The sequence below is a fragment of the Burkholderia sp. Ac-20379 genome, from assembly GCF_017104645.1.
Taxonomy (GTDB): Bacteria; Pseudomonadota; Gammaproteobacteria; order Burkholderiales; family Burkholderiaceae; genus Burkholderia.
The window spans coordinates 1-24,894 of sequence record NZ_JAAGPF010000035.1; the positions used below are offsets into that span (position 1 = coordinate 1).

General features: G+C 67.0%; 24 protein-coding genes. 14 read left to right on the plus strand and 10 right to left on the minus strand.

The window, feature by feature from the left end; all coding sequences use genetic code 11:
- The first annotated feature begins 143 nt into the window (after nucleotides 1–143).
- Together G3N92_RS07290 and G3N92_RS07295 are read left to right on the plus strand one after the other, a co-directional pair.
- Nucleotides 144–995: a fumarylacetoacetate hydrolase family protein gene (locus G3N92_RS07290; protein ID WP_206126790.1), complete on the plus strand. Its 852-nt coding sequence runs from the start codon at nucleotides 144–146 to the stop codon at nucleotides 993–995.
- 17 nt (nucleotides 996–1,012) lie between these two features.
- Nucleotides 1,013–1,486 carry a MaoC/PaaZ C-terminal domain-containing protein gene (locus tag G3N92_RS07295; protein WP_206126791.1) on the plus strand — a complete coding sequence of 158 codons (474 nt, stop codon included), beginning with the start codon at nucleotides 1,013–1,015 and terminating at the stop codon, nucleotides 1,484–1,486.
- Nucleotides 1,487–1,529: 43 nt separating this feature from the next.
- Here G3N92_RS07295 and G3N92_RS07300 read toward each other — a convergent pair whose 3' ends face one another.
- From G3N92_RS07300 to G3N92_RS07335, 8 genes are all read right to left on the minus strand, one after another.
- Nucleotides 1,530–2,984, minus strand: coding sequence for a HAMP domain-containing sensor histidine kinase (locus G3N92_RS07300; RefSeq protein WP_206126792.1), 1,455 nt, complete (start codon nucleotides 2,982–2,984; stop codon nucleotides 1,530–1,532).
- 19 nt (nucleotides 2,985–3,003) lie between these two features.
- Complete coding sequence (locus G3N92_RS07305) at nucleotides 3,004–4,293, minus strand: MFS transporter (RefSeq protein ID WP_206126793.1); 1,290 nt, start codon at nucleotides 4,291–4,293, stop codon at nucleotides 3,004–3,006.
- A 131-nt stretch (nucleotides 4,294–4,424) separates the two neighbouring features.
- Nucleotides 4,425–5,369 carry a GntR family transcriptional regulator gene (locus G3N92_RS07310; protein ID WP_241014639.1) on the minus strand — a complete coding sequence of 315 codons (945 nt, stop codon included), beginning with the start codon at nucleotides 5,367–5,369 and terminating at the stop codon, nucleotides 4,425–4,427.
- 218 nt (nucleotides 5,370–5,587) lie between these two features.
- Complete coding sequence (locus G3N92_RS07315; RefSeq protein ID WP_206126794.1) at nucleotides 5,588–6,982, minus strand: aldehyde dehydrogenase family protein; 1,395 nt, start codon at nucleotides 6,980–6,982, stop codon at nucleotides 5,588–5,590.
- Nucleotides 6,983–7,053: 71 nt separating this feature from the next.
- Nucleotides 7,054–7,356: a putative quinol monooxygenase gene (locus G3N92_RS07320; RefSeq protein ID WP_206126795.1), complete on the minus strand. Its 303-nt coding sequence runs from the start codon at nucleotides 7,354–7,356 to the stop codon at nucleotides 7,054–7,056.
- A 16-nt stretch (nucleotides 7,357–7,372) separates the two neighbouring features.
- Nucleotides 7,373–8,428, minus strand: a complete 1,056-nt coding sequence (locus G3N92_RS07325; RefSeq protein ID WP_206126796.1) for an Ldh family oxidoreductase — start codon at nucleotides 8,426–8,428, stop codon at nucleotides 7,373–7,375.
- A 76-nt stretch (nucleotides 8,429–8,504) separates the two neighbouring features.
- Entirely contained in the window at nucleotides 8,505–8,924 is a 420-nt protein-coding gene (locus G3N92_RS07330; protein WP_206126797.1) for a cupin domain-containing protein, read from the minus strand.
- Between the two features lie 282 nt (nucleotides 8,925–9,206).
- Entirely contained in the window at nucleotides 9,207–10,508 is a 1,302-nt protein-coding gene (locus G3N92_RS07335) for an MFS transporter (protein ID WP_206126798.1), read from the minus strand.
- 427 nt (nucleotides 10,509–10,935) lie between these two features.
- Here G3N92_RS07335 and G3N92_RS07340 point away from each other — a divergent pair, with 427 nt between their 5' ends.
- The gene (locus tag G3N92_RS07340) at nucleotides 10,936–12,003 is read left to right on the plus strand and encodes a lactonase family protein (protein ID WP_206126799.1); all 1,068 of its coding nucleotides are present in this window, start codon (nucleotides 10,936–10,938) and stop codon (nucleotides 12,001–12,003) included.
- A gap of 58 nt (nucleotides 12,004–12,061) precedes the next feature.
- Here the strand turns inward: G3N92_RS07340 and G3N92_RS07345 are convergent, their stop codons facing one another.
- Together G3N92_RS07345 and G3N92_RS07350 are read right to left on the minus strand one after the other, a co-directional pair.
- The gene (locus tag G3N92_RS07345; RefSeq protein ID WP_206126800.1) at nucleotides 12,062–12,958 is read right to left on the minus strand and encodes a glycine betaine ABC transporter substrate-binding protein; all 897 of its coding nucleotides are present in this window, start codon (nucleotides 12,956–12,958) and stop codon (nucleotides 12,062–12,064) included.
- Between the two features lie 193 nt (nucleotides 12,959–13,151).
- Nucleotides 13,152–14,069, minus strand: a complete 918-nt coding sequence (locus G3N92_RS07350) for a LysR substrate-binding domain-containing protein (protein WP_206126801.1) — start codon at nucleotides 14,067–14,069, stop codon at nucleotides 13,152–13,154.
- Nucleotides 14,070–14,193: 124 nt separating this feature from the next.
- On the opposite strand from G3N92_RS07350, the gene G3N92_RS07355 reads away from it, so the two are divergent.
- The 11 genes from G3N92_RS07355 (at nucleotide 14,194) to G3N92_RS07405 (ending at nucleotide 24,814) form a co-directional block, all read left to right on the plus strand.
- Complete coding sequence (locus G3N92_RS07355; protein ID WP_206126802.1) at nucleotides 14,194–15,081, plus strand: hypothetical protein; 888 nt, start codon at nucleotides 14,194–14,196, stop codon at nucleotides 15,079–15,081.
- Nucleotides 15,082–15,156: 75 nt separating this feature from the next.
- Nucleotides 15,157–16,383 (plus strand): Xaa-Pro peptidase family protein, encoded by a 1,227-nt coding sequence (locus tag G3N92_RS07360; protein WP_206126803.1) that lies wholly within the window; start codon nucleotides 15,157–15,159, stop codon nucleotides 16,381–16,383.
- 118 nt (nucleotides 16,384–16,501) lie between these two features.
- The gene (locus G3N92_RS07365) at nucleotides 16,502–16,699 is read left to right on the plus strand and encodes a hypothetical protein (RefSeq protein ID WP_206126804.1); all 198 of its coding nucleotides are present in this window, start codon (nucleotides 16,502–16,504) and stop codon (nucleotides 16,697–16,699) included.
- Nucleotides 16,692–17,030 (plus strand): hypothetical protein, encoded by a 339-nt coding sequence (locus G3N92_RS07370; protein WP_206126805.1) that lies wholly within the window; start codon nucleotides 16,692–16,694, stop codon nucleotides 17,028–17,030. The genes G3N92_RS07365 and G3N92_RS07370 overlap by 8 nt, the downstream gene beginning before the upstream one ends.
- A 122-nt stretch (nucleotides 17,031–17,152) precedes the next feature.
- Nucleotides 17,153–18,088: a LysR family transcriptional regulator gene (locus G3N92_RS07375; protein WP_339385835.1), complete on the plus strand. Its 936-nt coding sequence runs from the start codon at nucleotides 17,153–17,155 to the stop codon at nucleotides 18,086–18,088.
- Between the two features lie 185 nt (nucleotides 18,089–18,273).
- Nucleotides 18,274–19,419: a porin gene (locus G3N92_RS07380; protein WP_206126807.1), complete on the plus strand. Its 1,146-nt coding sequence runs from the start codon at nucleotides 18,274–18,276 to the stop codon at nucleotides 19,417–19,419.
- Between the two features lie 297 nt (nucleotides 19,420–19,716).
- On the plus strand, nucleotides 19,717–20,838 hold the full coding sequence (locus tag G3N92_RS07385; protein ID WP_206126808.1) for a hypothetical protein: 1,122 nt from the start codon (nucleotides 19,717–19,719) through the stop codon (nucleotides 20,836–20,838).
- A 163-nt stretch (nucleotides 20,839–21,001) separates the two neighbouring features.
- Complete coding sequence (locus G3N92_RS07390; protein ID WP_206126809.1) at nucleotides 21,002–21,316, plus strand: hypothetical protein; 315 nt, start codon at nucleotides 21,002–21,004, stop codon at nucleotides 21,314–21,316.
- Nucleotides 21,317–21,590: 274 nt separating this feature from the next.
- Nucleotides 21,591–23,144, plus strand: coding sequence for a carbohydrate porin (locus G3N92_RS07395; RefSeq protein WP_241014640.1), 1,554 nt, complete (start codon nucleotides 21,591–21,593; stop codon nucleotides 23,142–23,144).
- 98 nt (nucleotides 23,145–23,242) lie between these two features.
- Complete coding sequence (locus G3N92_RS07400) at nucleotides 23,243–24,397, plus strand: hypothetical protein (protein WP_206126810.1); 1,155 nt, start codon at nucleotides 23,243–23,245, stop codon at nucleotides 24,395–24,397.
- A 111-nt stretch (nucleotides 24,398–24,508) separates the two neighbouring features.
- Nucleotides 24,509–24,814: a helix-turn-helix domain-containing protein gene (locus G3N92_RS07405; protein WP_339385836.1), complete on the plus strand. Its 306-nt coding sequence runs from the start codon at nucleotides 24,509–24,511 to the stop codon at nucleotides 24,812–24,814.
- The last annotated feature ends 80 nt before the right edge of the window (nucleotides 24,815–24,894 follow it).

Consider the following 24,894-nt stretch of genomic DNA (forward strand, 5'->3'; position numbering starts at 1 on the left):
GCGGGCGGCTGCGCGGCGGCTCGGCGAGGCCGACTGGCGTCGCGCCGGCGAGTCGCTCGGCGCGCCGCAGGTTTATGGGCTGGAGATCAGCAGGCAAGCCACGCCGAACTGATCGGATTCAACTTCTAGGAACGGATAGCGATATGAAATTGGTGCGATTTGGAACTCAGGGCCAGGAAAAGCCGGGCGTGCTCGACGCCGGCGGGCGGATTCGCGATGTGTCGGCTCACGTCGGCGATTTCGATCCGGCCTTCTTCGCCAACGGCGGGATCGCGACGCTGCGCGGCCTCGATGTCGAAGCGCTGCCGGTGGTGGAAGGCAACCCGCGTTACGGCGCCTGTATCGCGAGGCCTGGAAACTTCATCGCGGTCGGCTTGAACTACGTGCAACACGCGATCGAAACGAACGCGCCGATTCCCGACGAGCCGATCCTGTTCAACAAGGCGCCGTCGTGCATCGTCGGCCCGAACGACAAGGTGCTGCTGCCGTTGAAATCCACCAAGGCCGATTGGGAAGTGGAGATCGCGTTCGTGATCGGCAAGCGGGCGCACAACGTCACCGAGGAAGCGGCGCTCGACCACGTTGCGGGATTCTGCGTGTGCAACGACGTGTCGGAGCGGGCGTTCCAGCTCGAGCAGGGCGGCCAATGGGTCAAGGGCAAGATGGCGCCGACGTTCGGGCCGCTCGGCCCGTGGCTCGTCACCGGCGACGAGATCGCCGACGTGCAGAACCTGCCGCTGTGGCTCGAACTGAACGGCGAACGGATTCAGAACTCGTCCACCTCGGACATGATCTTTCCGATCCGCAAGCTCGTTTCGTACATCAGCGAATTCGTGATGCTCGAGCCCGGCGACGTGATCACCACGGGCACCCCGCCCGGCGTGGGCCTGGGCATGAAGCCCGAGAAATATTTGAAGCCGGGCGACGTGATGAGGCTCGGTGTGGAAGGGCTGGGCGTGCAGGAACAGACGGTGGGCCGCTGGGGAGACGAATGATGACCGGGAAAAAGCGCATGGGTTACACGTACGAGGATCTTCACGTCGGCATGCAATTTCGCAGCCCCGGCCGAACCATCACCGATGCGGATCTGGTCGGGTTCGCCGGGCTGACCGGCGATTTTTCCGAACTTCACACCAGCGATGTCTATGCGCAAAGCAGCCAGTTCGGCCGGCGCGTCGCGCACGGCATGCTCGGCCTGGCGTATGCGCATGGGCTCATGTGGGCGCGTACCGGCGAACTGCGCGAGACCGCCATTGCGTTTCTCGGCATCAACGACTGGAAGTTCGCTGCGCCGCTGTTCGTCGGCGACACGATGTTCGTGAATTACGCGATTCGCGAACTGCGGGACAGCAAGTCCAAGCCCACCCAGGCGATCGCGCTGTTCGACGTGAAGGTGGTGAATCAGGACGACGCGGTGGTGCAGCACGGCACCAAGGCGTTGCTGTGTTCGAAGGTGCCGCTCGCGGCGGTGGAAAATTCCGCCTGAACGCGGGGCGATTGCCGGGTTCGCGACATCGCGTCGATGGGATTCACGCGTCGGCCGAATTGACCGCCAGCCCATACGGCTGCCCGTGCGGCCAGCACGCGATTTCGAAGCGCGTGCCGGGGCACGCATCCTCGACGCGCAGCGAGAAGTCGTGCAGCCGCGCGATCGCGACGACGATGGCCAGGCCGATGCCGGAGCCGGGGATGCCGATGGCCCGGGGCGAGCGGTAGAAGCGCTGAAAGATCGCTTCGCGTTCGTCCTCGGCGATGCCGGGGCCGTCGTCGGTCACGCTGATCGTCGGGCCCCGCTCGGTGGACGCGATGCGCAGCGCGATGTGGCCGCCCGCCGGGGTGAACTTGATCGCGTTGTCGACCAGGTTGGTCACGGCCTCGAACAGCAGGGTGCGGTCGGCGCGGATTTCGGCGCGCCCGTCGCTCCGACAGGACAGCCGCTTGCCCTCGCTGTCCGCGAGCGGTTCGAAGAGATCGTGGACCTCGCGCATCAACGCCTCGACATCTACCTGGCAGTAGCCCGACTTGCGGGTGAGCGAATCGATCTGCGAGAGCCGCATCATGGCCGAGAAGCGCGTCAGCAACGCTTCGGTGTCGCGGCGCGTGGTCGCCACCAGGCTATCGAGTTCGGCGTTGTCGTATCGGCGCGTCTGCCGGCCGATGCGATCGAGCAGGATGCGAACGTGCGAGAGCGGTGTGCGCAAGTCGTGGGCGATGCCCTCGTTGGTGTTGCGAATGTCGATCATCAGCCGCTCGATCTCGCGAAGCATCTGATTCATGACCTCGGCAAGCAGATCGATCTCGTCGCGCCCGGCCACCGGCAGGCGGTGAGACAGCTCGCCCCGGGCGATGCGCTGGGCGGTTTCGGCGATCGCGTGGATGCGGCGATTCTGCCGCGCGTTCAAGCCGGCCGCGGCGGCCGCGCTCAACACCAGGCAGAACGCGCCGATCAGCACGGACGCTTTGATGATGTCGTTGCGGACCCGATGGATATGGGACAGGTTGTGCGCGACGACGATGGTGTCGCCCTGCGCGTTGGTCGTCACCATCGCGCGCAGGATCGGTTGCTCCGACAGACCGTCGATCAGCAGCGTGCCCCGGTAGGTGGTGCCGGAAAACGCGGCGGGTTGCGGCTCGGGAAGCTGCTCGATGTTGCCTGCGATCCGGTGCTTGTGCCGATCGAAGACGCCGTAGTAGTTGGCGTGCGCCAGCCCTTCGGGGATCGCCCGATCCACGGCCAGCACGCCGTCGGAGGCCTGGCCGAGGCTCGTCAATTCCCAGCGCACGATCACGTCGGTGCCGCGCTCCATGATCGAGGTCGTCGAGATCGTGATCGCGGCGATCAGCAGAACCAGCGAAACCGACAGCACCACGGCATGACCGAGAATCATGCGGGCGCCCGACGCGCGCCAGTTGCCGGGCCGGGCCAGCGACCAGGCGCGCCGCAGCGCCTCCCGCGCGGTGCGGCGTTCGGACGAATCGGTCATGGCGGGCGCGCTCGGTGGCTTATCGCACGGCGGCGGCCGCGCGTGCGTCGCGCGCCGCGCCGATGGGGGACCGGGTCGCCGACATGACCACCGACGCGCCCGCCACCAGCAACAGGCCCGCGATGCGGAACGCCCAGTCGTAACCGCCCGTGCCGGCCACGACGTAGCCGGTGACGATCGGCGCGGCCATGCCGAACACCTGGCCGCCCGCGACGACGAACGCCGTGGCTTTCGCGACGTCGCGCGAGTCCGGCAGCATGTCGTTCAGCAGCGCGAAGTTCAGCGAGGTCGTGGCGGCGATCCCGGTCAGCGTGACCGAGAACAGCGCGATCAATTGCGCCAGGCTGCCGGCGAACGGCAGCAGCAGGATCGACGATGCGCCCAGCATCGCGATCGCAACGGCGCCGCGCCGCCCGCCCGCGCTCACCTGGTCCCGCTTCACCAGCCTGTCGCTGGCGCGCCCGACCGCGATGCAGAGGAGCACGGCCAGGCCGTACGGCGCGGCCGACAGCAGGCCGGTGCGGGCCAGATCCAGATGCCGCGTGGCTTGCAGGTAGCTCGGCAGCCAGGTCAGGAACAGATACTGGGTGTAGACGTTGCAGCCTTGCGCGATCGCGAGGCCCCATAGCGTTGGCGTGCGCAGCAGGTCGCGCAGGCCGGACGACGGAGCCGGCTGCGATGCCGTGGCCGCCGCCGTTCCGCGTTCCGCAAGAATTTTTTCGCGCTCGGCCGCGGAAAGCCATCGTGCGTGTTCCGGTTCGTCGAACCAGATCCACCAGGCCACGAGCCAGACGAACCCGATCCCGCCGGCGACCGCGAAGGCGGCGCGCCAGCCGAGGGCGGCCACCAGCGAACCCAGCAGCGCCGAGCAGATGGCCGGCCCGGCATAGGCGCCGCTGTTGAAGACGGCCGAGATCGTGCCGCGCTCGTGGGCCGGAATCCACTGCCGGATCGCCTTCGCGCCGATCGGGTTGCTCGACGATTCGCCGGCTCCCATGCCGAGGCGCGCCACGATCAGCCCGGCGAAGCTCGACGCCGCGCCGGTCAGCGCCGTGGCCGCGGACCACACGAACACGCCGATGGCCGCGATCCGCTTGGTGCCGAACCGGTCGATGAGATAGCCCATCGGGATCAGGCACAGCACGTAGCTCCAGATGAACGACGAGAAGAGATAGCCCATGCCGACCGAGGACAGATGAAACGTCCGCTCGATCGGGCCGGCCGCGATCGAAAGCGCAATCCGGTCCATGTAGTTGATCATCGACAGGGAAAACAAGAATACGGCGATCCAGCCTCTGCGGTACGACATCGAATTCTCCAGCTTCACACGGCGCGATTTCCCGAACCGTTGCAGGCATGGCATTTAAAGCATTTTGTAATCACAAAATGCATCAATATGCAAAAAAAACGGCCAGATGGCCGTGTGAGGGGGGGCGGGGTTCAAGCCTGCTGCGTGAACACCTCCCGAGCGTGAACCTTGTTGCGCCGCGCTTCTTCGAGGTGCTTGCGCAGCAACGCGGCGGCGCGGAGCAGATCGTGCTGCGCAATGGCCTCCAGGATCTCGAGGTGCTCGAGCGCGTGCTCGCGGCGCGGCTTGCGATCCTTGGCCTGCCGATATTCGACGAGGCGCCGCAGCCGGTCCATGCGCCGAACCGACTGCGCGATGAAGCGGTTGCCCGACCAGCGCGCGATGGTCTCGTGGAAATCGCTGTTCGCTTCGAACAGCTCGACCGAGTTCATGGCCAGGTAGCCTTCCTCGGAGATGTACTTCTGCCGCCGGCGCAGCTCTTCCAGCTCGACGCGATTCGCGGCGAAGGACGGCGACAGGATGCCGGTCGGCTCGATGGCCGAGCGGAACAGATAGCTTTCCTCGTAAGCCTCGACCGAATCGATCAGCGACGTGAACTGCCAGCCGTGGCCGACCTGCCGCTCGATCCATCCTTCTTCCTGGATCCGCGACAGGATGCGCCGCAGCTCGCTGCGCGAGACGTCGTAGAGGCGCATCAGATCCGCTTCCGACACCACGTCGGCCAGACGCTGCGCGAGGCGGTCGTCGGCGATCTTCAGGTAGAGCGGATCGTCGGGCTCGTTGAAGAACTGCTCGGAGACGTCGCCCACGTCGCGGGCGGCGCGCGCCATGAAGAAGCCCCGGTTCGCGTCGTAATGCACCACGCCGAGCGAGGCGAGATGGTGCAGCGCGACGTTGACGGGCGTGCGCGACGTGCCGATGCGCTCGGCCAGCAGCGATTCCGCCAGCCGATCCCCGAGCGCGAGATCATCGCGACGGGCGAGCGTCAGAATCTCCCTCGCCACCCGGAACTGGAGCTGGGTGAGTGGGGCGCGATGATCGGTGGCGACGGCTTCCATCTGGGCTTTGGGCGGCATACGTGCGTTTTTGCGCAGCGGGCAGCGGGCCCGCGCGGGGAGTCGAATTACCGTGATTCTGCCACTGCCGCAGGGCGGGAGGCTGGCCCCGTGGGGACGGGGCGCGCACGGTAATCACACGCAGATATGCATTATATGACGATAAAAGACATGCGTCGCAGCGTGCTGCAGCCCGGCGCCCCTCGGAGGCGCGGCACCGGGCTGCACGCCGGTTTCGATCAGGCCTGGCGCGGCACCGACCAGTAAGTCCGCGTGTTCGTGAACTCGCGGATCCCGGCGGTGGCCAGCTCGCGGCCATAACCCGACTTCTTCGTGCCGCCGAACGGCACGCGCGCATCGGAGGCCGTCATCGCGTTGATGAACACGGCGCCGGTCGTGACCCCGTTGGCGATCGACAGCGCGCGATCGACCGATGCCGACCAGATGCTGATCGACAAGCCGAACTGCGTGGCGCCGGCCAGGCGGATCGCGTCGGCATCGTCCTGCGCCACCGCGATCGCCGCGACCGGGCCGAACGTTTCCTCGTCGAACACGGCGATGCCCGGGCCGGTGTTGCCGATCACGGTCGGCTCGTAGAAGTAGCCGTTGCCGTCGACGGCCTTGCCGCCGGCGAGCAGCGTGGCGCCCGCTTCGATCGAGCGCTGCACCTGGTTGTCGAGCGCATCGCGCAGATCGCCGCGTGCCACCGGGCCCATGTGGGTGCCGGCCTGTGTGGGATCGCTCACCACCAAGGCGCGCACGCCAGCGACGAACTGGCTGGTGAACGCTTCGGCGATCGGGGCCGACACGATGAAGCGCTTCGCGCACACGCAGCTTTGGCCCGCGTTGTTGAAACGCGCCTTGATGGCGGCCGCCACGGCTGCGGGCACGTCCGCATCGTCGAGCACGACGAAGGCGTCCGAGCCGCCCAGTTCGAGCACCGACTTCTTCGAGGCGCGGCCAGCCGCGGCGCCGACAGCGGCGCCCGCGCGATTCGAGCCGGTCAGGGTGACGGCGGCGATGCGGTCGTCGGCGATCAGCGTTTCGATGGTGGCCGGCACGTCCGGCTCGGCCACCACCAGCGTCGTGACGAGATGCTTGGGGAAGCCCGCGTCGACGAACAGCTGTTCGAGCGCCAGCGCGCTGCCGGTCACGTTCGGCGAATGCTTGAGGATCACGCCGTTGCCGGCGGCCAGCGTGGGGATCGCGAAGCGCATCACTTGCCACACAGGGAAATTCCACGGCATCACGGCGAGAACCAGGCCGATCGGCTCGTAGCGGATCCAGGCGTCGACGCCGTCGATCGCGGCGGTCTCGTCGGCCAGGATGCGCTCGGCGTTGTCCGCGTAATAGAGCGCCGTGACGGCCGACTTCTCGACTTCGCCGGCGGCTTCCGGAAGGATCTTGCCCATCTCGGCGGTGGTCAGCGCGGCGAACTTGCCGCTCTGTGCGCGCAGCGTGGCGGCCAGCGCGCGCAGCAGCGCGACGCGCTGCGCGAGCGGCACCGCGCCCCAGGCGCGCGCGGCCGCGTGGCCCTTGGCGACGGCCTGCTCGACCTGCTCGGCGGTCCAGCTCGGATAGGTGGCCAGCGTTGCGCCGTTGACCGGATTGAGGGTGGTAATCGTGTGCGTCATGACGGAGGTCCTGTCGTGGACCGGCACATCACGGCGCCGGCCCGGGGCGACGGATCGCGAAGGCGATCCGGTCAGGCGTGATGGAAGAGCTGGTGGGCGATCGTGTTGACCTGGCTGCCCGGCACGACGCAGCGTGCGGCCGCCTCGCGCCATTTCGCGAAGTGCGGGGCGGCGCGATGCGCGTCGATCGCGGCTTCGTCGTCGTACAGCTCGTAGAACAGGAAGTGGAGCGGATCCTTGGTGTCGCGCGTCACGTCGAAGTAGCGGCAGCCGGCTTCGTCGCTGAACGTGCTTTGCGCGTTTTGCTCGATGGCGGCGAGGAACTCGTCGAGACGATCTTCATGGACTTTCAAGGAAACGATAAGCGAGAGCATGGGGTGTCCTGTTGCGTCAGATACGGGTGGAAGCGGGGAGATCCGTGCCGGTCTCGACGCTCAGTTTCATCAGGCTTTGCCAGGTGTGGTCGGCGATGGCGATGCCGGATTCGCGCAGCGCGCGGGTGTTGCGATCCTCGATTTCGCCGGGGAAGAAGATCTCTTCCACGCCGTGCGCGGTCGGCGAGTTCTTGACTTCGTCGATCAGCGTTTCCATGCGCTGTTCGAATTCGGCGAGCGGCATCATCGATGCGATGTCGATGGTGATCAGCAGGTGGCCGCAGCCGCTCGGGCGGGTCGCGTCGTACGGGCCGACCACGTCCTTGCCGAATTTGCTGCCGGTCAGCACGCCGGCCAGCACGTCCATCATGAACGAGATGATGTAGCCCTTGTGGGCGGCCATCGGCAGGATCAGGCCGTGCACGGCCTTGCTCGCGTCGGTGGTGGGCACGCCGTTTTCGTCGGCGGCCCAGCCGGCTGGAATGTCCGTGCCGCGCTCGGCCGCGAGATAGATCTTGCCGCGCGCCACCGCCGTGTTGGCGATGTCGAGCACGGCGGTGCCGCGCTTGCCGCCCGGCGCGGCCACCGACCACGGATTCGTGCCGATGGTCTTTTCGCGGCCGCCCCACGGCGCCATGGCCGGGCTCGCGTTGGTGGCGAGAATGGCGACGCAGCCGGCGCTGGCGGCCATGCGCGTGAAATACGCCGCGGTGCCGAAGTGATTGGAATTGCGCACCGCCACGGCGCTGATGCCGTGCGTGCGCGCGCGTGCGATGCCCAGCTCGGTGGCCTGCTTGGTCAGCACCTGGCCGATGCCGTGACGGCCGTCGAGCACGGCGATCGCGCCGCCGTCCATGACAGTTTCCGGCGCGGTGACGGCCGTCATCACGCCGCTGCGCAGGCGATCGACATACCAGGGGAGCCGCAGCATCCCGTGCGAGGAATGCCCCCAAAGTTCGGCGGTCACGAGGCTGTCCGCAAGCAGGTGGGCGTCGGATGTCGGCACGCCGAGCGACTCGAGGACGGCCGTGCCGAACCGGGTCAGCGCGTCCGCTTGAGCATTGAAAGGCATGGATCTCTCCTGGAAATGCCGGTGTGGATACGGGAGGCGGCGGCAACGCCGAACGCGGCGCGGGCCTCCCCGAAAATCATTCCTTGCCGTGTTCGGCCGAGACGGGATTGGTCTTGCCGGAATCGGTCAGCGTGCGCGTCGCGTCGGGCGTCGCGTAGATCCACAGGATCTTCATGCCGTTGGTCTTCGACAGATTGCGGAAGCGGTGATTGACGTTCGGCGGAATGAACGTGACGTCGTGCGCCTTCAGTTCGTATTCGAGCCCGTCGATGTCCAGGATCGCTTCGCCTTCCATCAGCACGACGCTTTCCTGCACGTTGTGGCTATGAAACGGGATCTCGACGCCGGGGCCGAACGCGGTGTAGCCGGTGATGAAGCTGGTGGTGCCGACGGCCTTGCCGACCAGCGGCGTGGTGCTGGCGCCGCCGCCGCGATCGTGCTTCGGCAGGGTTTCCGGTTTGAGAAGCGCTGCGCCGGAAGGCGTGGTGATGGGCATGCTCGTCTCCGCTCAAGTAAGGGGGGGCGCCACGGGGGGCGTAGTCGGGGTGGATGGGGAATCCGGCGCTCGGCGCGCAAAGAACCGAATCCGGACGGGGGTCTAGCAAACCTCCCCATCCACCGTTTCACTATAGCATTCTGTGACAACGAAAAGCAATTCAAGAAAATCGATTCGGAACAGGGTCAGGGAAAATGCCCTGAAATTCCGGATGTCGATGCGCTTGGGATGCCGATTGAAATGACAGAACGCAATGTTCGTGCTGCGTGGCGCAGCCCGCGCTCAGGCGTTCGACGCCGCGGCTTGCAGCGGTTTGGCCGCAACGATCGGCCGCCGGGTCATGGTGACGATGATCGTGGCGCCCGACACCAGCAGCAGGCCGGCGATCCCGAACGCCCAGTCGTAGCTGCCGGTGGTGGCCACCACGTAGCCGGTCGCGATCGGCGCGATCATGCCGAAGATGTTGCCGCCCACCACGACGAACGCCATCGCCTTACCGACATCGCGCGAGCTGGGCAGCAGGTCGTTGAGCAGTGCGAAATTCAGCGACGTGGTGGACGCGATGCCCGTCAGGGTGATCGAGAACACGATCAGCAGCGCGGTCAGGTTCTCGGTGAACGGCACGGCCAGGATCACCGCGCCGAGCAGCATGGCGAGCGCAACCGCGTTGCGGCGCCGGCCGGTCGAGACGCCGCCCCGTTTCACGTACATGTCGCTCAGGCGGCCGGCGGCGATGCAGAGCACCACCGACACCGCGTACGGCACCGCGGCGAACATCCCCGTCTTGGTGATCGACAGGTGGCGCGTGGCCTGGAGATAGCTCGGCAGCCAGGTCAGAAACAGGTACTGCGTGTAGACGTTGCAGCCCTGGGTCAAGGCGAGCCCCCACAGCGTCGGGCTCTTCATCAGCGACAGCAGGCCGTGCGACGGTTGATCGCCGCCGGCGGCCGCACTGGCCGAGGCCGGCTTGACGTCGCGTTCGCGCAGGATCTTGTCGCGCTCCGCCGCGCCGAGCCAGCGCGCCTTCTCCGGCGCGTTGAAGAACAGCAGCCACGCGCCGAGCCAGACGAAGCCGATGCCGCCCGCGATCATGAACGACAGCCGCCAGCCGAAGCGCGTCACCAGCCAGGCCAGCAGGATCGAGCAAATCGCCGGGCCCGCGTACGAACCGCTGTTGAACAGCGCGGTGACCACGCCGCGCTCGCCGGCGGGAATCCACTGCCGGATCACCTTGGCGCCGACCGGGTTGCTGCACGATTCGCCGCCGCCCATCACGAGGCGGGCGCTCAGGAGGCTCGCGAAACTGCCCGCGAACCCGGTCAGCGCCGTGGCGGCCGACCAGATGAAGATGCCGACGCCGGCAATCCGCTTGGCGCCGAAGCGATCGAGCAGCAGGCCCATCGGGATCAGGAACAGCGCATAGCTCCAGATGAACGAGGAAAACAGGTAGCCCATGCTGACCGTCGAGAGGCCGAATTCCTTCGCGATCGGCACGGCGGCAATGGAGAGCGCGATCCGATCCATGTAGTTGATCATCGCGAGCGAGAAGAGGAAGGCGGCGATCCAGCCGCGGCGATAGGACATCGTTGTCTCCTGATGGGAGGTGCGCATCATGCGCGTTATGTAATTACAAAATGCAATTAATGGTGCGCGATCAGATGTGCGCGAAAGCCGCTGCGCGCAGCGCCACATCGAAATGCGTCGTGACGTGCATCTGTTCCGATCGACGAAATTTCCGCGTTTGTCGCTGTAATAAAGGCTTGCGCCGTGTAGTTAGTCCTTCCGAGACTGCGTCGGGACGCAGTTTCATGGACGGACTTCGGCGTTTACGCTAGCATCGCGGCGCTTTTCGATAAGATTTTCGTGAGAATAAAATGCATCATTGCGAATTGCAAGAAACTTGCGCGACGCTAGGAGAAACCCCGATGCAGGCAGTGTGGTACGAACTTTCGAGTGGAGATCGCGCCCCGATGGCGCTGGCCGGCCGCGACGGCGCAAGTCGGGAGGCGCGATGAAGACGTTCGCCTATGTGGGCTGCCGCACGACGCGCGAGCGCAATGCCCGCGGCAAGGGGATCGGCATCTACGCGGTGGATCCCGACACGACGGCGTGGACGCTCGTCGGCATCCATCCGACGCTCGACAACCCGTCGTTCCTGGCGCTCGACGACGCGCAAGCCGTGCTGTACGCGATCCACGGCGATGGCAGCCAGGCGAGCGCCTACCGCATCGATGCGGAAACGGGGCGGCTGACCGATCTCGGCGCCGTGTCGTGCGAGGGGCGCAATCCGGTGCACCTGGCGCTATCGGCCGACGGCGCGTGGCTCGCCATTGCGAACTACGCCACCGGGGCGGTGACGCGCCTGCCGATCGGCGCGGGCGGCGCGCTCGGTCGTGCGGCGCCGCTCGTCGCGCTGCCGGGCGAGCCCGGCCCGCACCCGAAGGAGCAGGGCAGTTCGCATCCGCATCAGATCGCGCGCTATGCGACGCAATCGAGCGATACGGATTGGCACATCGTGCCCGACAAGGGGCTCGACACGGTGTTCGCGGTGCGCTGGCACGACGGGGGCGAGCCCGAGGTCGTCGCGCATCGATGGCAGCCCGGCTCGGGGCCGCGTCACGCGGCGTTTCATCCGGTGTTGCCGCTGATCTACGTGGCCAACGAGCTCGACTCGACGATGACCACCTGGGCGTTCGATGCGCAAACGGGGCGCATGACGCCGCTCGACACGATTCCGTTGCTGCCGGCCTCGTTCGACGGCGCATCGTCGGCGGCCGGCATCGTGATCGCGCCCGATGGCGGGGCCGTCTACGTGTCGAACCGCGGGCACGATTCGGTGGCGGCCATTGCGCTCGATCCGTTCAACGGCATGCCGACGCTGTCCGTCTGGGTGGCCACCCAAGGCGATTTCCCGAGATTCATCTGCCTCGGCCCCGACGGCCGCCGGCTGTACGTCGCCAACGAGCGCTCCGACACGATCGTCGAGTTCGCGTGCGCGGCGAACGGCCGGGGGCTGGCAGCCACCGGGCAGGTGATCGAAACCGGCAGCCCGGTGTGCGTGGTGTTCAAGACGCGATAGCCTCGCGCCGCGGTGGGGCCGAACGGGGCGGCGCGTTTCGCCGTTCGGCCGATCCGGCTCACCGCAGCCACGCCGCCACACGCTCGGGATTCGCCGCGATCCAGTGCTGCACGCCTTGCTGCGGATCGGCCTCGCCGGCCGCGCGAATCTCGTTCATCAGCGAACCGAGCGACTGGTCGTCCATCTTCCAGGCGGCGAGCCAGCGCGCCACGTCGGGATGGCGCTTGCCGAAGCCGGCGGTGGCGATCGCGTAGATCGCATCGGGCTTGCCGTACACCTGCTTCGGATCCTTCAGGTAGTGCATCGGGTATTTCGCCCACACCCAGTGAGGATTCCAGAGCGTCACGACGATCGGCTCGCGGCGCTTCTCCGCGCGCTCGAGCGCGAGCAACATGGCCGCCTCCGACGAGGGCAGCACTGCCGCGTCGAGCCCGTATTCGGTGCGGGCCTTGGCCGTCAGCTTCATCAGGCCGCTGCCGGGTTCGATACCGAAGACGGTCGGCTTGCCGTCGTGCTGGAACAGCGCGCCGTTGGCGTTCAACTGATCGATGCTGTCGACCTTCACGTAATCGGGCACGGCGAGCCCGAGCGCCGCCCGCGGAAACCACGGGCCGATCTTCTCGACGCGCGATTGCACGGCCGCGTAGGGCGCGCCGTCGGCCGACGGCAGCCACACCTCGAAGGTCATGTCGAGTTTGCCCTGCGCCACGCCGCTGTAGATGATGGCCTTGTCGCCGGGTTGCAGCCTGACGTGGTAGCCCTTCTGCGTCAGCAGCGCCTGCCAGAGGTTCGCGACGGCGATGTTCTCGGCCCAGTTGTTCACGCCGATCGCGATGTCGCGATCGGCGGCGCGGGCGGCCGCGGCGGCCGACAGCAGGCAGGCGAGCAGTGCGAGGCGCTCGGCCGCGCGGCGCAGGGAGGAAAGACGGATCGGCGGTAGCAGGGACAGGATCATGGGGGCACTCGGTTGGTCGGTCGACGGGACGAGGAACGGAGCGGCCGCGCGGCCTTGTCTCGGCCGCCACGCGCATCCGTTCGCTCGGCGACATAGTCGCGACGCCAATTTCGTTTTGACAGCGAGGAATTCCGATGACGCCCATCGGGGAAGCCGAACGATCGGCTGAGCGGGCCGTCGCGCGCCGGCCCGTTCAGCGCGGCACGGCTTCGTTGCCGGTGCGCCGCCGTTCCTCAACCATCGTCTCGATCAGCGAGGCGAGATCGTCGGTGGCGGGGTTGCGGCTTTGCGGCAGCCGGTGCAGTTCGAGATCGGCCGGCGGCAGCGGCGGCAGGCCGTCGCGTTCGTCGAGCACGCGCCAGTGCAACGGCAAGGTGCAGCGGTCGACGATCGTCACGGCCGCGCCGTGGTTGACGGCCACCTTGATGCCGGTCGGGCTCTGGCTCGTGTAGATCACGTGGTAGGGCCGCCCGGTCGCGGCCAGCGCCGCGAGCCCGCGCTGCCGGTAGCAGCAGGTTTCGGGAAACAGCGCGAGCGGCACTGGCGCGCCCTCTGCCAGCGTGAAATCGCGGTGCGCGGCCCACACCACGTCCTCGCGGCCCAGGTGCCGCCCGCCCGACTGCGCGCCGTGCCGCACCACCAGCGCCAGATCGAGCTCGCCCGCGTGCAGCCGCTCGATCAGCTCCAGCGACATCCGGCAATCGATGTGCGGCCGTGCACCCGGCCGCAGCCGATAGAACTTCTCCAGCAGCTCGGGCAGCCACAGCTCGGCGTAATCCTCCGGCAGTCCGAAACGAATCACGGCTTGCCCGCTGCTGTGCTTCAGCGCGGCGATCGCCTCGTTCTGCACCTGGATGATGCGCCGCGCGTGGATCAGGAAGTTTTCGCCGTCGCGCGAGAGCGCGAGGCGCCGGCTGTCGCGCAGGAACAGGTGCGTGTCGAGCCGTTCCTCGAGCGTGCGGATCCGCAGGCTGATGGTGGATTGGGTGCGATGCATCTGCCTGGCCGCGGCGGTCACGCCGCCGCTGTCCACCACGGCGATGAACGCCCGCACCAGTTCGCCGTCGAGCGAGCGGAGTTGAGACCAATCGGGTTCGCTGATGGTGGTCATCGGAATTACTCGCTTTCCAAACGAAATTGTCGATCGAATCATGGGGCCGTCACTGAGCCGATTGTTGTCGAAAACAATTCCGGCCACAAACCACCCGACACTCTCTTTGAACCCGGAGCCCGCCGTGCCAGTCAGCCTGCCTCTCGCCGACGCAGAATGCGTCGATCTGAGCGATATCGTCGACACCGACCGTTACCCCCTGCACGAACCCGATCACCCGCGCATGCGCGATCTGCTCGCCCGTTGCCGCGCCGAACTGGCCGGCCACGGCAGCGCCGTGCTGGACGGCTTCCTGCGCCCGGCGGCGCTGATGCAAGCGGGCGCCGAGGGGCGCGAGTTCGCGAAGAAGACCTACTTCTCGCATCGCAAGGTCAACGCCTATTTCACGGCCGACGACCCCGCGCTGCCGCACGACGATCCGCGCCGCGTGTTCATGGATCGCACGAGCGGCTTCGTCACGCGCGACGTGATTCCGGCCGACGCGATCGTGCATCGGATCTACGTGGCGCAGGCGATGAAGCGTTTCGTGGCCGCCTGCCTCGGCGAAACGCGGATCTGGGAATACGCCGATCCGTACGCGGGCCTCGTGCAGAACGTGATGCCGCCCGGCACCGAACAGCCGTGGCACTACGACACCAACGAATTCATCGTCTCGATGATGACGCAGCAGCCCGAAGCGGGCGGGGATTTCGAGTACTGCCCGAACATCCGCACGCCCGACGGCGAGAACTACGGCGGCGTGGGGGCGGTGGTGCGTGGCGAGACGCGTGCGCCGATCAACGTCATCACGTTGCGGCCGGGCGATCTGCAGTTGTTCAAGGGCCGCTTCTCGTTGCACCGCGTGACGCGCGTGGCGGGAGAGATCGAGCGGCACACCGCGATCTTCGCCTACTCGAAGCGGCCCGGCATGGTCGGCCGGCTGGAGCGCACGCGCCAGTTGTACGGCCGCGTTTCCGAGATGCATCTGGAAGCCGAGCGCAACCTGGTGCGCGCGGACAGCCTGGTCGACTGACGCGGGCATGCCGCCGTGCGCATCAGCCATTTTTTAAATTCGCTGTACTGATCGATAGCTATTCTCCCCACCATCATGACGATCCTTCGCCCGACCCATCGCCCCGAAGATTGCGAGCCCACCGCCGACGAAATCGCGCAGATCCAGCGCGACCGGCTCGCCTCGGTGCGCCGCGAACTGAAGAAGCGCGACCTGAGCGCCGCCATCCTGTTCGACCCGACCCACATGCGTTATGCCACCGGCTCGCGCAACATGCAGGTGTATTCGATGCGCAATCCGGCGCGCTACCTGTTCGTGCCCGCCGAGGGCAAGGTGGTGCTGTTCGAATACGCCGGCTGCGAGTTTCTGGCCGACGGGCTCGATACCGTCGACGAGATTCGCCCGGCCACGGCGATCTCCTATTACTTCTGCGACGACATGCTGCGCCAGGTGACCGAGCGCTGGGCCGCCGAGATCGACGATCTGGTGCGCGCCAACGGCGGCGGCAAGCGGATCGCGATCGAGAGCGCCACGTCGGCGGCCGCGTTCGCGCTGCAGGCGCGCGGCTACGAGATCTTCGATGCGCAGGAGCCGCTCGAACGCGCGCGTGCGATCAAGGTGAAGAACGAGATCAAGATGATCCGCGCCTCGCTGCGCGCGGCCGAGGACGGCGTGCGCAAGCTGGAGGCGGCGCTGGTGCCGGGCATCAGCGAGAACGAGCTGTGGTCGCATCTGCATCAGCACGTGATCGCCACCGATGGCGACTACGTGGAAACGCGCCTCATCAGTTCGGGGCCGCGCACCAATCCGTGGTTTCAGGAAAGCAGCCCGCGCCAGGTGCAGGCCGGCGAACTGGTGGGGCTCGATACGGACGTGGTGGGCCGCTTCGGCTATTACGCCGATTTCTCGCGCACCTTCCTGTGCGGCGACGGCCCGGCCACGCAAGCGCAGAAGACGCTGTACCGGCTGGCCTACGATCAGGTACACGCCAACATGGAGAACGTGCGCGTGGGCACCACGTTCCAGGAATTCATCGCGCGCGCCTGGCGGATTCCGCAGCCGTACCGCGCGCGCCGCTATTTCGCGCTGGCGCACGGCGTGGGCATGACGGGCGAGTATCCGTACATCTGCCATCGCGAGGACAACGACGCGAAGGGCTACGACGGCGTGATCGAGCCGGGCATGACGCTGTGCATCGAGAGCTACATCGGGCACGAGGCCGGCGGCGAGGGCGTCAAGCTCGAGGAGCAGGTATACGTGCGCGACGACGGCCAGCTCGAACTGCTGTCCGACTATCCGTTCGAGGCGCGGTTGCTGGCCTGAGCGGCGTGCCGGTGTGATGGTGTGGCCGCGCCTTCGAGCGCGCGCCCACGATCCGCTTTTGAAAATGAAGAGTTTGTCAGGTTTCCGAATCAAGCTGTAATCGAACTGCAAATCGCCGATGGATTTCGGCGATTTGCATCGCCGCATCCCCTCATCCACGCGCCGCCTTAAGCCTTCCTTCAGGTCGCCGCCGATACGATCGGGCGTCTTCATTCCCACGCGGAACGGCCCCGCCGCCGCGCATCCCATGTTCCCGATTGCCACCGGTTCCGCGTTCGGTTTCGGCACGCCCGAGGGCGTCTCGCGCGATGCGTGACGCATGGCGCGCCAATGCGATGATCGCCGCCGCCGCGGCGATGCTGGCGCAATTGATCGTGTTGCTGATGATGGATGTGTTCCATGTGCCCGATCGCGCGTTCACGTCTTTGCCGTTCCATTGCGCCGCGGTGGCCTATCTCGCCGCGGCCGTGCTGCTCGTGCACCGGTTCGCCGCGCTGGCGTTTCGCGGCGCCGTGGCGTCGGGCCATGTGCGCCTGACCTCGGCCGACGAACGGCTGGTCCGGGTGGTGGCGCATTGCCCGCGCCGCGCGCTGGTGCTGCTGCACCTGCGTCTGCATCGCTATCGGGTGGATCGCCGGCCGTTGTGATTCGGCCCGCGCCCGGATGACGGTTTTGTCATGAACGGGCCACGATCGGGAGCGCGCCGCGCCGCCACACTGAGCGCGGGCAGGCACCGCCTGCAACGGCCAACTTGAATGCAGACTCCGTCGTGAACAAGCTAACTTCGATCCGTACTTTCGTTAAGGTTGCCGAGTGCATGAGCTTCGCGAAGGCCGCGAAGCAACTCGGCGTATCCGCCTCGGTCGTGACGCGCAGCGTCGCGGATCTGGAAAAACACCTGGGCGTGCTGCTCGTGAACCGCACCACCCGCAGCGCGGCGCTGACGGCGTCGGGCGAGCTGTACTGGAAGCAATGCACCGAGGTGCTCCGCCTGCTCGACGACATGGACGCCTGCGTGACGCGCGCGAGCAGCCTGCCGGCGCGCACCTTGCGGATCGCCGCGTCGGCGTCGTTCGCTTCCACCGATCTGCCGGCGCTGCTGGCCGCGCATCGCAGCATCGAGCCGCATACGGCGTTCGAGCTGACTGTCTACGACGCGATCACCGATGTCAGCGCGGCCGATTACGACGTGTGCTTCAGCACCGAGCGGCGGCTGCGCGATTCGTCGATGATCTGTCGTTCGCTGTCGCACACCGAGGAAGTGGTGGTGGCCAGCCCCGACTATCTGGCGCGGCGCGGCGAGCCGCTCGCGCCGGAAGACATGAGCGGCCACGACGTGCTGCTCAGCACCGATGCGCCGAGCACCTATTGGGATTTCCACGACGATCACGGCGCGTGCCGCGCGATCGTGCGGCCCGTTCTGAACCTGCAGCCGCCGCTGATGGTCAAGCGCGCGGTGATCGCGGGCCTCGGCATCGCGCGCCTGCCGGCCGACATCGTGGGCGAGGCGCTGGCCGACGGCACGCTGCGGCAACTGTTCGGGGCGCTAAGCCTGCGCGACGCGCGCCGCACGATCTGGATGCTCTATGCCCGGCAGCCGCATCGCGGCTATTCGATCCGCCATTTCGTCGACTTCGTGGTCGCGCGCTATCGCGATGCATCGCCGGCGACGGACGATGCCGCCGTGCCCGCCGACGCCGGGTAGCGTGCCTCGGCCGCCGCACGCAAGCGTCGCGCGCGCAGAAACGTGGAGGAAACACGACACGATTCAGTCAATTCAGTCTTGCTCGCGGCCTTCATATTGTCGTCTCTACAGTGTGCGCACCGGAACCGCGCTCGCACCGACGAACGCGGTCCGGCTCGGACATTTCATTTGGAGACCGAACCGTTATGAAGAGAATCGTTCTGGCAGGGATGTCGGCAGGCTTCGCGCTGTTGCCGATCGCGGGTTTTGCACAAAGCAGCGTGACCTTGTATGGCGTCATCGACGAAGGCCTCAACTACACGAACAACTCGAACGGCCATGCCGCTTATCAGATGCAGAGCGGCTTCGCCCAGGGCAGCCGCTGGGGCCTGAAGGGCACCGAGGATCTCGGCGGCGGCATGAGCGCGCTGTTCCAGCTCGAGAACGGCTTCGACGTGAACTCGGGCGCGCTCGGGCAGGGGCACCGGATGTTCGGGCGTCAGGCCTACGTGGGCCTCGGGTCGAAGCAGTTCGGCACGGTCACGTTCGGCCGTCAGTACGATTCGGTGGTGGATTATCTCGCGCCGCTCACGGCGAACGGCAACTGGGCCGGCTACCTGCTCTCGCATCCGTACGACAACGACAACACCGACAACTCGTTCCGCCTGAACAACAGCGTCAAGTACACGAGCCAGAACTACGGCGGTTTCAGCTTCGGCGGCCTGTACGGCTTCAGCAACCAGGCCGGCGGCTTCGCGAACAATCGCGCCTACAGCCTCGGCGCGCAATATACGGGCGGCCCGCTGCAACTGGCGGCGGCCTACATGCAGATCAATCGCGCGGGCGCGAACGCGGGCGGCTCGCTGGCCACCGACGATACCGATTTCGTGGCCGGCCGCGAGCAGGTATGGGGCGCGGGCGTCAACTACACGATCGGGCCGGCGGTGCTGGGCTTCGTGTACAGCCACACCACGTTGAACGACGCGACCAGCTCGGTGTATGTCGGCAACTTCGCCAATGCGGCCAACAGCCTGAAGTTCGACAACTTCGAGGTGAATGCCAAGTACGACATCACCAAGGCGGCCTATGTGGGGGCGATGTACAACTACACGATCGGGCATTTCAACAGCACGGCCGGCAACGCCAAGCCGAAGTGGCATCAGTTCGGCTTGATGGCCGACTACGCGCTGTCGAAGCGCACCGACGTGTACGTGCAGGGCATGTACCAGCATCTGGCCGGCGGCTCGGCCGTGGCCGCGCCGCTGAACACCGCCTACATCACGGGGGCGGACGCGCCGTCGTCCACCGCGAACCAGTTCGTCGCGCGCGTCGCGATGCGCCATCTGTTCTGATCGTTGCGCCCAACGCAGCGTGGCGCGCCGGCAACGCGGCGCGTCGCGTTGTCATCAAGCTGTCGCCGCAACGTCGCGTTGCGGCGCTTCAAGCCGTTCCGGCAGGCGCGCCGTTCACGCAATTCTGAATTGGTGGACGGCGCTTCTCTTGGTCTCCCTAGACTGACGCTGCCCTCGATCGCTGGCGATGTCGCCTCGCCACGCACGCGATCGGCCGGGCCTGCCGGCAGGCCGCCTGCATCGCCGCGCGTTGCGCCATGCGGCCTGCATTCCCTCAGGACTCCAAGAGAAAAAGCCATGCACCTTCGACATGCGTTCGCCCTTGCCGCGTTGACCGCCCTGTTGTCCGCCTGCGGCGGCAACGATTCCTCGCCGCCGGCCTCGCCCGCCGCGGCCACGCCAACCACGCCTGCGTCGCCGTCCAGCGGTGCGTCGAGCATCGCCGTGCCGTTGGCCGTGACCGCCGCGCAGGCCGGTTACGCGATTTCGGTGTTCGCGCAGGCGCCGGGCGCGCTGCTGCCCGACGATCTCGTGTTGCACGGCGGCCATCTGTTCGCGGTGGCGCAGGACAACAACGCGAACCCCGACGGCACCTCGGTGGCCGGCACGACGCCGCAGAGCGAGCTGGTGGAATACGACATGAGCGGCAACGTGGTGCGCACCTACGCCATTCCCGGCCATCCCGACGGCCTCATGGAATTCGACGCGAACACGCTGTGGGTGTCGACCAACGAGGACGCCAACGGCGCGATCGTCGTGATCGATACGTCGAGCCACACGCAGCGCACGCTGACGCCCGACGCCACGCCCACGCACGGCGGCGGCTTCGACGACATGAAGCTGCTCGGCGGCAACGTGTATGTGGCGGCCTCGCATCCCACGCTCGGCGCGGCCACCACGGCGTTTCCGAACGGCGTCAGCAGCGTGCCGGCGCTCTACACCGTCACGCTCAACGCCGACGGCAAGACGTTCCACCTAAGCCCGAGCCTGATGGGCAACGCCTCGGCCACCCGGATCACCACCAATACGCTCGTCACGCTGAGCTTGACCGACCCCGATTCGATGGCCGTCGATCCGGCGGGCGACCTGGTGGTGGACAGCCAGGCGGATTCGGAGCTGGCCTTCGTCGCGAACCCCGGCGCCTCGCAAAGCGTGCGCGTGTTGCCGCTGACGGCGGCCGGCGCGGCCGCGCAGATCGACGATTTCCGCTGGGCGCCCACGGCCGGCTCGACGATGTACCTGGCCGACAACAAGACGCGCCTGATCTACAAGATCACGGCGAGCGCGGGCTTCACGCCGGGCACGCTGTACGCCTCGGGCAAGGGCACGCTGTGGCAGGTCGATACGTCGACAGGGGCCGCCACGGCCGTCTACACCGGCATGGGCGCACCGAAGGGCCTGATCTTCGTGGCGAACTGACGGCGCACGGCTTCCCGTTCGCGCGCCGTCGCGCACGATCGGACGGCGCCTTATGGGAAGCTTAAATTCGCGGCAGAAACAAAAAAATAAAGTGTTCAAGCTGGCTATCGCCACGCCGATAACGCGGTTGCCGAACCCCGGCATTTACTCAGGAGAACGACTCATGACGATTCAGGCGATTTCCAGCCAGGCCGCCAGCGCCGCCCCGCTTGTCGCGAATCCGCAGTCCGGCAACGCGCCGCAGGCGACCGGCACCACGCAGGCGGCCAACGCAACGGCGGCCGCGAGCGGCACGATGTCCGGCTCGTCCAGCGCAACGGCCGCCACGGCGTCGTACACGGTCAAGATCAGCCAGGCCGCGCACGCTGCCCTGGCGGAAGCATCGGAAACCTCGGTGCAGACGGCGCAGGAAGCCGGCCGTGGCGATCAGCAGGCGCAACGCCTGCTGGCGAAAGAGCACGCCAACAAGGTCGGCTGACGCCGGCTCGCGTGCGGGCGTTCCTCGAACGGGGCGCTCGCACGCCGGCTTCGGCGCACGCAGACTTAGCGCCAAATTACCAACACGCCGCATGCGTCGGGCGTCTGTAAATTCCCGCCTTTATATTAGTAATCTAGATGAGAATTGTTCTCATTTCTATTGACGCTCCATTGGCTTCTGCTTAGGATTCGCTTCGTCCGGACAGGGGGGCCACGAAGTCGAAACATTTCGTCAGGCCAGACTCATTACTTTGGATAACGAATCAAGGAACGGGATGGATCGCGTCGACAGACAAGGCGGGCCGGCACGCCGCAACGTGCCGGCCCGTCGTGGCATCGCGGGCACGGCATTGATGGCGCTCGCGGCGCTCATGGCAAGCGAAGCGCGGGCGGCAGGCGGCATCGATACGCAGGCGCAAGCCGATTCGCAGCCGCAATCGCAGCAACAGACGGTGCAGGAAACGCAGCGCCGATCTCAAGGCGCTACTGCGGCGCAGGCGCCCGAAGCCGACCTCGCGATCCAGGCCGCGCCGTCGAATTTCTTCACGGGCTTCTGGACGCGCCAGAACGCGCTCGGCGACATGGGCGGCTTGCGTCCGTGGCTCGGCAAATACGGCGTGAACCTGCAGGTGACCGAGGTCAGCGAATATCTGGCGAACGTGCGCGGCGGGCTGCATCGCGGCGGCGAATACGACGGGCTGACCACCGCCACGGTGACGGTGGATACCTCGAAGGCGCTCGGCTGGACGGGCGGCCTGTTCAACGTGAGCGGCCTGCAGATCCACGGCCGCAACCTGAGCGCCGACAACCTCGGCACGCTGAACACGGCGAGCGGCATCGAGGCGCAGGGCACCACGCGGCTGTGGGAGCTGTGGTTCCAGCAGTCGTTCATGAACAAGCGCTTCGACATCAAGGTCGGCCAGCAGAGCATCGATCAGGAGTTCATCTCCAGCTCGTATGCGGCCACCTTCGTCAATACGATGTTCGGCTGGCCGGCGCTGCCGTCCTACGACATGCCGTCGGGCGGCCCGGCGTATCCGCTGTCCGCGCTCGGCGTGCGGGTGCGCGCGCAGATCACGCCGTCGCTGACGGCGCTGGCCGGCGTGTTCGACGGCGATCCGCTCGGCAACGACGCGAACAACCTGCACGGCACCAATTTCAACCTGCACAACGGCACGCTGATGATCGGCGAGCTGCAGTATTCGATCAATCAGCCGTCGGACGGCGAGTTGGTGAGCGCCGACAACAGCCACGCGCTGCCGGGCACCTACAAGCTCGGCGTCTGGTACAACAACGGCCGTTTCGACGATCTGAACCTCGACAACACGGGGCGCTCGCTGGCCGACGCGGCATCGTCGGGCACGGCGCTGTCGCATCGCGGCGATTACAGCTTCTACGCCGTCGCCGATCAGATGATCTGGCGGCCGGACCCCGACGAGCCGCGCAGCATCGGCGTGTTCGCGCGCGTGATGGGCGCGCCGGGCGACCGCAACCTCGTGAGCCTGTCGGCCAACCTCGGCATCGTGATGAAGGCGCCGTTCGCGCATCGCGACAACGACAGCATGGGACTCGCGCTGACCTATGTGAAGGTGGGCAGCCATGCGCACGATCTCGATCTCGCGTATCGCGCGCAGGGCGGCCCGTACGGCGTGCGCACCAGCGAAACGGCGCTCGAGGCGACCTATATCTATCAGGTCACGCCGTGGTGGCAGATCCAGGGCGATGCGCAGTACACGTTCAACGCGGGTGCGGGGCAGAACCCGAGCGACGCCACGCAGCCGTTGCGCAATACGTTCGTGATCGGCGCGCGCACCACCATCACGTTCTGACGATGGCCCGCCACGCACCTTACTCGATGTTCGTCATCCCGACGATTCATGCAACATGTTGCCGGCGGGACGCCGCCGGCTCAACCGAGGCTCACACGATGTCCAACTCGCGCATGCTCGCCGCGCCCTGGCGCGCGGCCCTTGCCGTCGCGGCGGCGCTCGCCGCGTTCGCCACCGCGCTGCCGGCGCAGGCCGCGCCGCAAGGTTTTCTCGAAACGCTGCATCACAACACCACGCTGATCAACACCGTGCCCGACAACGGCGACCAGAACCCGTACGCGATCGTGGTCGCGCCGGTGTCGGCCGGCAGCGTGAAGGCCGGCGACGTGCTCGTCGACAACTTCAACAACGCGTCGAACCTGCAGGGCACCGGCAGCACGATCGTCGACTTCCACCCCGACACCAAGCAGATGACGCTGTTCGCGCAAATCCCGCGCGACTTGAAGGCCTGCCCGGGCGGCGTCGGCCTGTCGACCGCGATGACGATGCTGAAGTCGGGCTGGGTGATCGTCGGCAGCACGCCGAGCAACGACGGCACCGCCAACACCAAGGGCGCGGGCTGCCTGATCGTGCTCGATCCGAACGGCAAGGTGGCCAACGCGATCTCCACGCCGAACATCAACGATCCGTGGGGCAACATGGCCGTCGTCGATCGCGGCAGCAGCGCGACGCTGTTCCTCAGCAACGCGGGCTTCGGCGTGGGCGGCGTGGATCCGTCCGGGGCCACGCCGCCGGTGTTCCAGCAGGCCACGGTGCTGCGCCTCGAGCTCGACGTGCCGGCGGGCGGCGCGCCGGTGCTCAAGCAGGAGACGGTGATCGGCGCCGGCTTCGGCGCGCGCGCCGACAAGGGCGTGTTCCTGGTCGGGCCGACCGGGCTGGCGCTGTCGCAGGACGGCAAGACGCTGTACGTATCCGATGCGATCGGCAACCGCATCAACGCGATCGACGATCCGCTGACGCGCACCGACAGCGCCGGCACCGGCCGCACGCTGACGGCAGACGGCCTGCTGCACCGGCCGCTGGCGATGGCGACGGCGCCGAACGGCCATCTGCTCGTGACCAACGCGCTGAACGGGCAGGTGGTGGAGATCATCCCCGACACCGGCAAGCAGCTCTACGCGCGCTGGATCGACACCGATCGCGCGCAGGTGCCGCCCGGCAACGGCGATCTGTTCGGCATCGCGATGACGCCCGACGGCGACGGGTTCTATTACGTGCAGGACGACGTGAACACGCTGGTGCTCGCGAAGTAACCACCACGAGGCAAGCCATGACCGATCGATCCGATCCCTCCAAGCGGCGCGCCGGCCTCGCGCGCCGCCGGCAGCCATCGCACCGTCCGCCACTGGCAACTGGTGCGCGCCGTGCGCGAGCTGGTGGAGGCGTCGCCCGACGGCCCACTGACGGTGGCCGAGCTGTGCGTGCGCTTGCGCGCGAGCCGCCGCACGCTGCAATACGCGTTCGAGGCATCGCTCGGCGTCAATCCGTTCACGTACATGCGGGCCGTGCGGCTCGGGCACGCGCGCAACGAACTGCAGCGCGCCGACACCGTGACCGAGGCAGCCACGCGCTGGGGCTTCTGGCATCTCGGCAACTTCTCGAACGAGTATCGCGAACAGTTCGGAGAACTACCGTCCGAGACGTTGCGGCGGCATCGCGGGCACGGCTGAGGCAAGGGCAGAAGGGGCGGCCGGCGCGGCGGCGATGCGCGCGTGGCTCCATGAATTCGCTGCCGGCTGGCGCTCATCAA

What these genes read in the sequence shown, in the direction of transcription:
- G3N92_RS07290 (WP_206126790.1), top strand. Translation starts at nt 144, where the DNA reads ATGAAATTGGTGCGATTTGGAACTCAGGGCCAGGAAAAGCCGGGCGTG.
- G3N92_RS07295 (WP_206126791.1), top strand. Translation starts at nt 1,013, where the DNA reads ATGGGTTACACGTACGAGGATCTTCACGTCGGCATGCAATTTCGCAGC.
- G3N92_RS07300 (WP_206126792.1), bottom strand. Translation starts at nt 2,984, where the DNA reads ATGACCGATTCGTCCGAACGCCGCACCGCGCGGGAGGCGCTGCGGCGC.
- G3N92_RS07305 (WP_206126793.1), bottom strand. Translation starts at nt 4,293, where the DNA reads ATGTCGTACCGCAGAGGCTGGATCGCCGTATTCTTGTTTTCCCTGTCG.
- G3N92_RS07310 (WP_241014639.1), bottom strand. Translation starts at nt 5,369, where the DNA reads ATGCCGCCCAAAGCCCAGATGGAAGCCGTCGCCACCGATCATCGCGCC.
- G3N92_RS07315 (WP_206126794.1), bottom strand. Translation starts at nt 6,982, where the DNA reads ATGACGCACACGATTACCACCCTCAATCCGGTCAACGGCGCAACGCTG.
- G3N92_RS07320 (WP_206126795.1), bottom strand. Translation starts at nt 7,356, where the DNA reads ATGCTCTCGCTTATCGTTTCCTTGAAAGTCCATGAAGATCGTCTCGAC.
- G3N92_RS07325 (WP_206126796.1), bottom strand. Translation starts at nt 8,428, where the DNA reads ATGCCTTTCAATGCTCAAGCGGACGCGCTGACCCGGTTCGGCACGGCC.
- G3N92_RS07330 (WP_206126797.1), bottom strand. Translation starts at nt 8,924, where the DNA reads ATGCCCATCACCACGCCTTCCGGCGCAGCGCTTCTCAAACCGGAAACC.
- G3N92_RS07335 (WP_206126798.1), bottom strand. Translation starts at nt 10,508, where the DNA reads ATGTCCTATCGCCGCGGCTGGATCGCCGCCTTCCTCTTCTCGCTCGCG.
- G3N92_RS07340 (WP_206126799.1), top strand. Translation starts at nt 10,936, where the DNA reads ATGAAGACGTTCGCCTATGTGGGCTGCCGCACGACGCGCGAGCGCAAT.
- G3N92_RS07345 (WP_206126800.1), bottom strand. Translation starts at nt 12,958, where the DNA reads ATGATCCTGTCCCTGCTACCGCCGATCCGTCTTTCCTCCCTGCGCCGC.
- G3N92_RS07350 (WP_206126801.1), bottom strand. Translation starts at nt 14,069, where the DNA reads ATGACCACCATCAGCGAACCCGATTGGTCTCAACTCCGCTCGCTCGAC.
- G3N92_RS07360 (WP_206126803.1), top strand. Translation starts at nt 15,157, where the DNA reads ATGACGATCCTTCGCCCGACCCATCGCCCCGAAGATTGCGAGCCCACC.
- G3N92_RS07365 (WP_206126804.1), top strand. Translation starts at nt 16,502, where the DNA reads ATGGATTTCGGCGATTTGCATCGCCGCATCCCCTCATCCACGCGCCGC.
- G3N92_RS07370 (WP_206126805.1), top strand. Translation starts at nt 16,692, where the DNA reads ATGCGTGACGCATGGCGCGCCAATGCGATGATCGCCGCCGCCGCGGCG.
- G3N92_RS07380 (WP_206126807.1), top strand. Translation starts at nt 18,274, where the DNA reads ATGAAGAGAATCGTTCTGGCAGGGATGTCGGCAGGCTTCGCGCTGTTG.
- G3N92_RS07385 (WP_206126808.1), top strand. Translation starts at nt 19,717, where the DNA reads ATGCACCTTCGACATGCGTTCGCCCTTGCCGCGTTGACCGCCCTGTTG.
- G3N92_RS07390 (WP_206126809.1), top strand. Translation starts at nt 21,002, where the DNA reads ATGACGATTCAGGCGATTTCCAGCCAGGCCGCCAGCGCCGCCCCGCTT.
- G3N92_RS07395 (WP_241014640.1), top strand. Translation starts at nt 21,591, where the DNA reads ATGGATCGCGTCGACAGACAAGGCGGGCCGGCACGCCGCAACGTGCCG.
- G3N92_RS07400 (WP_206126810.1), top strand. Translation starts at nt 23,243, where the DNA reads ATGTCCAACTCGCGCATGCTCGCCGCGCCCTGGCGCGCGGCCCTTGCC.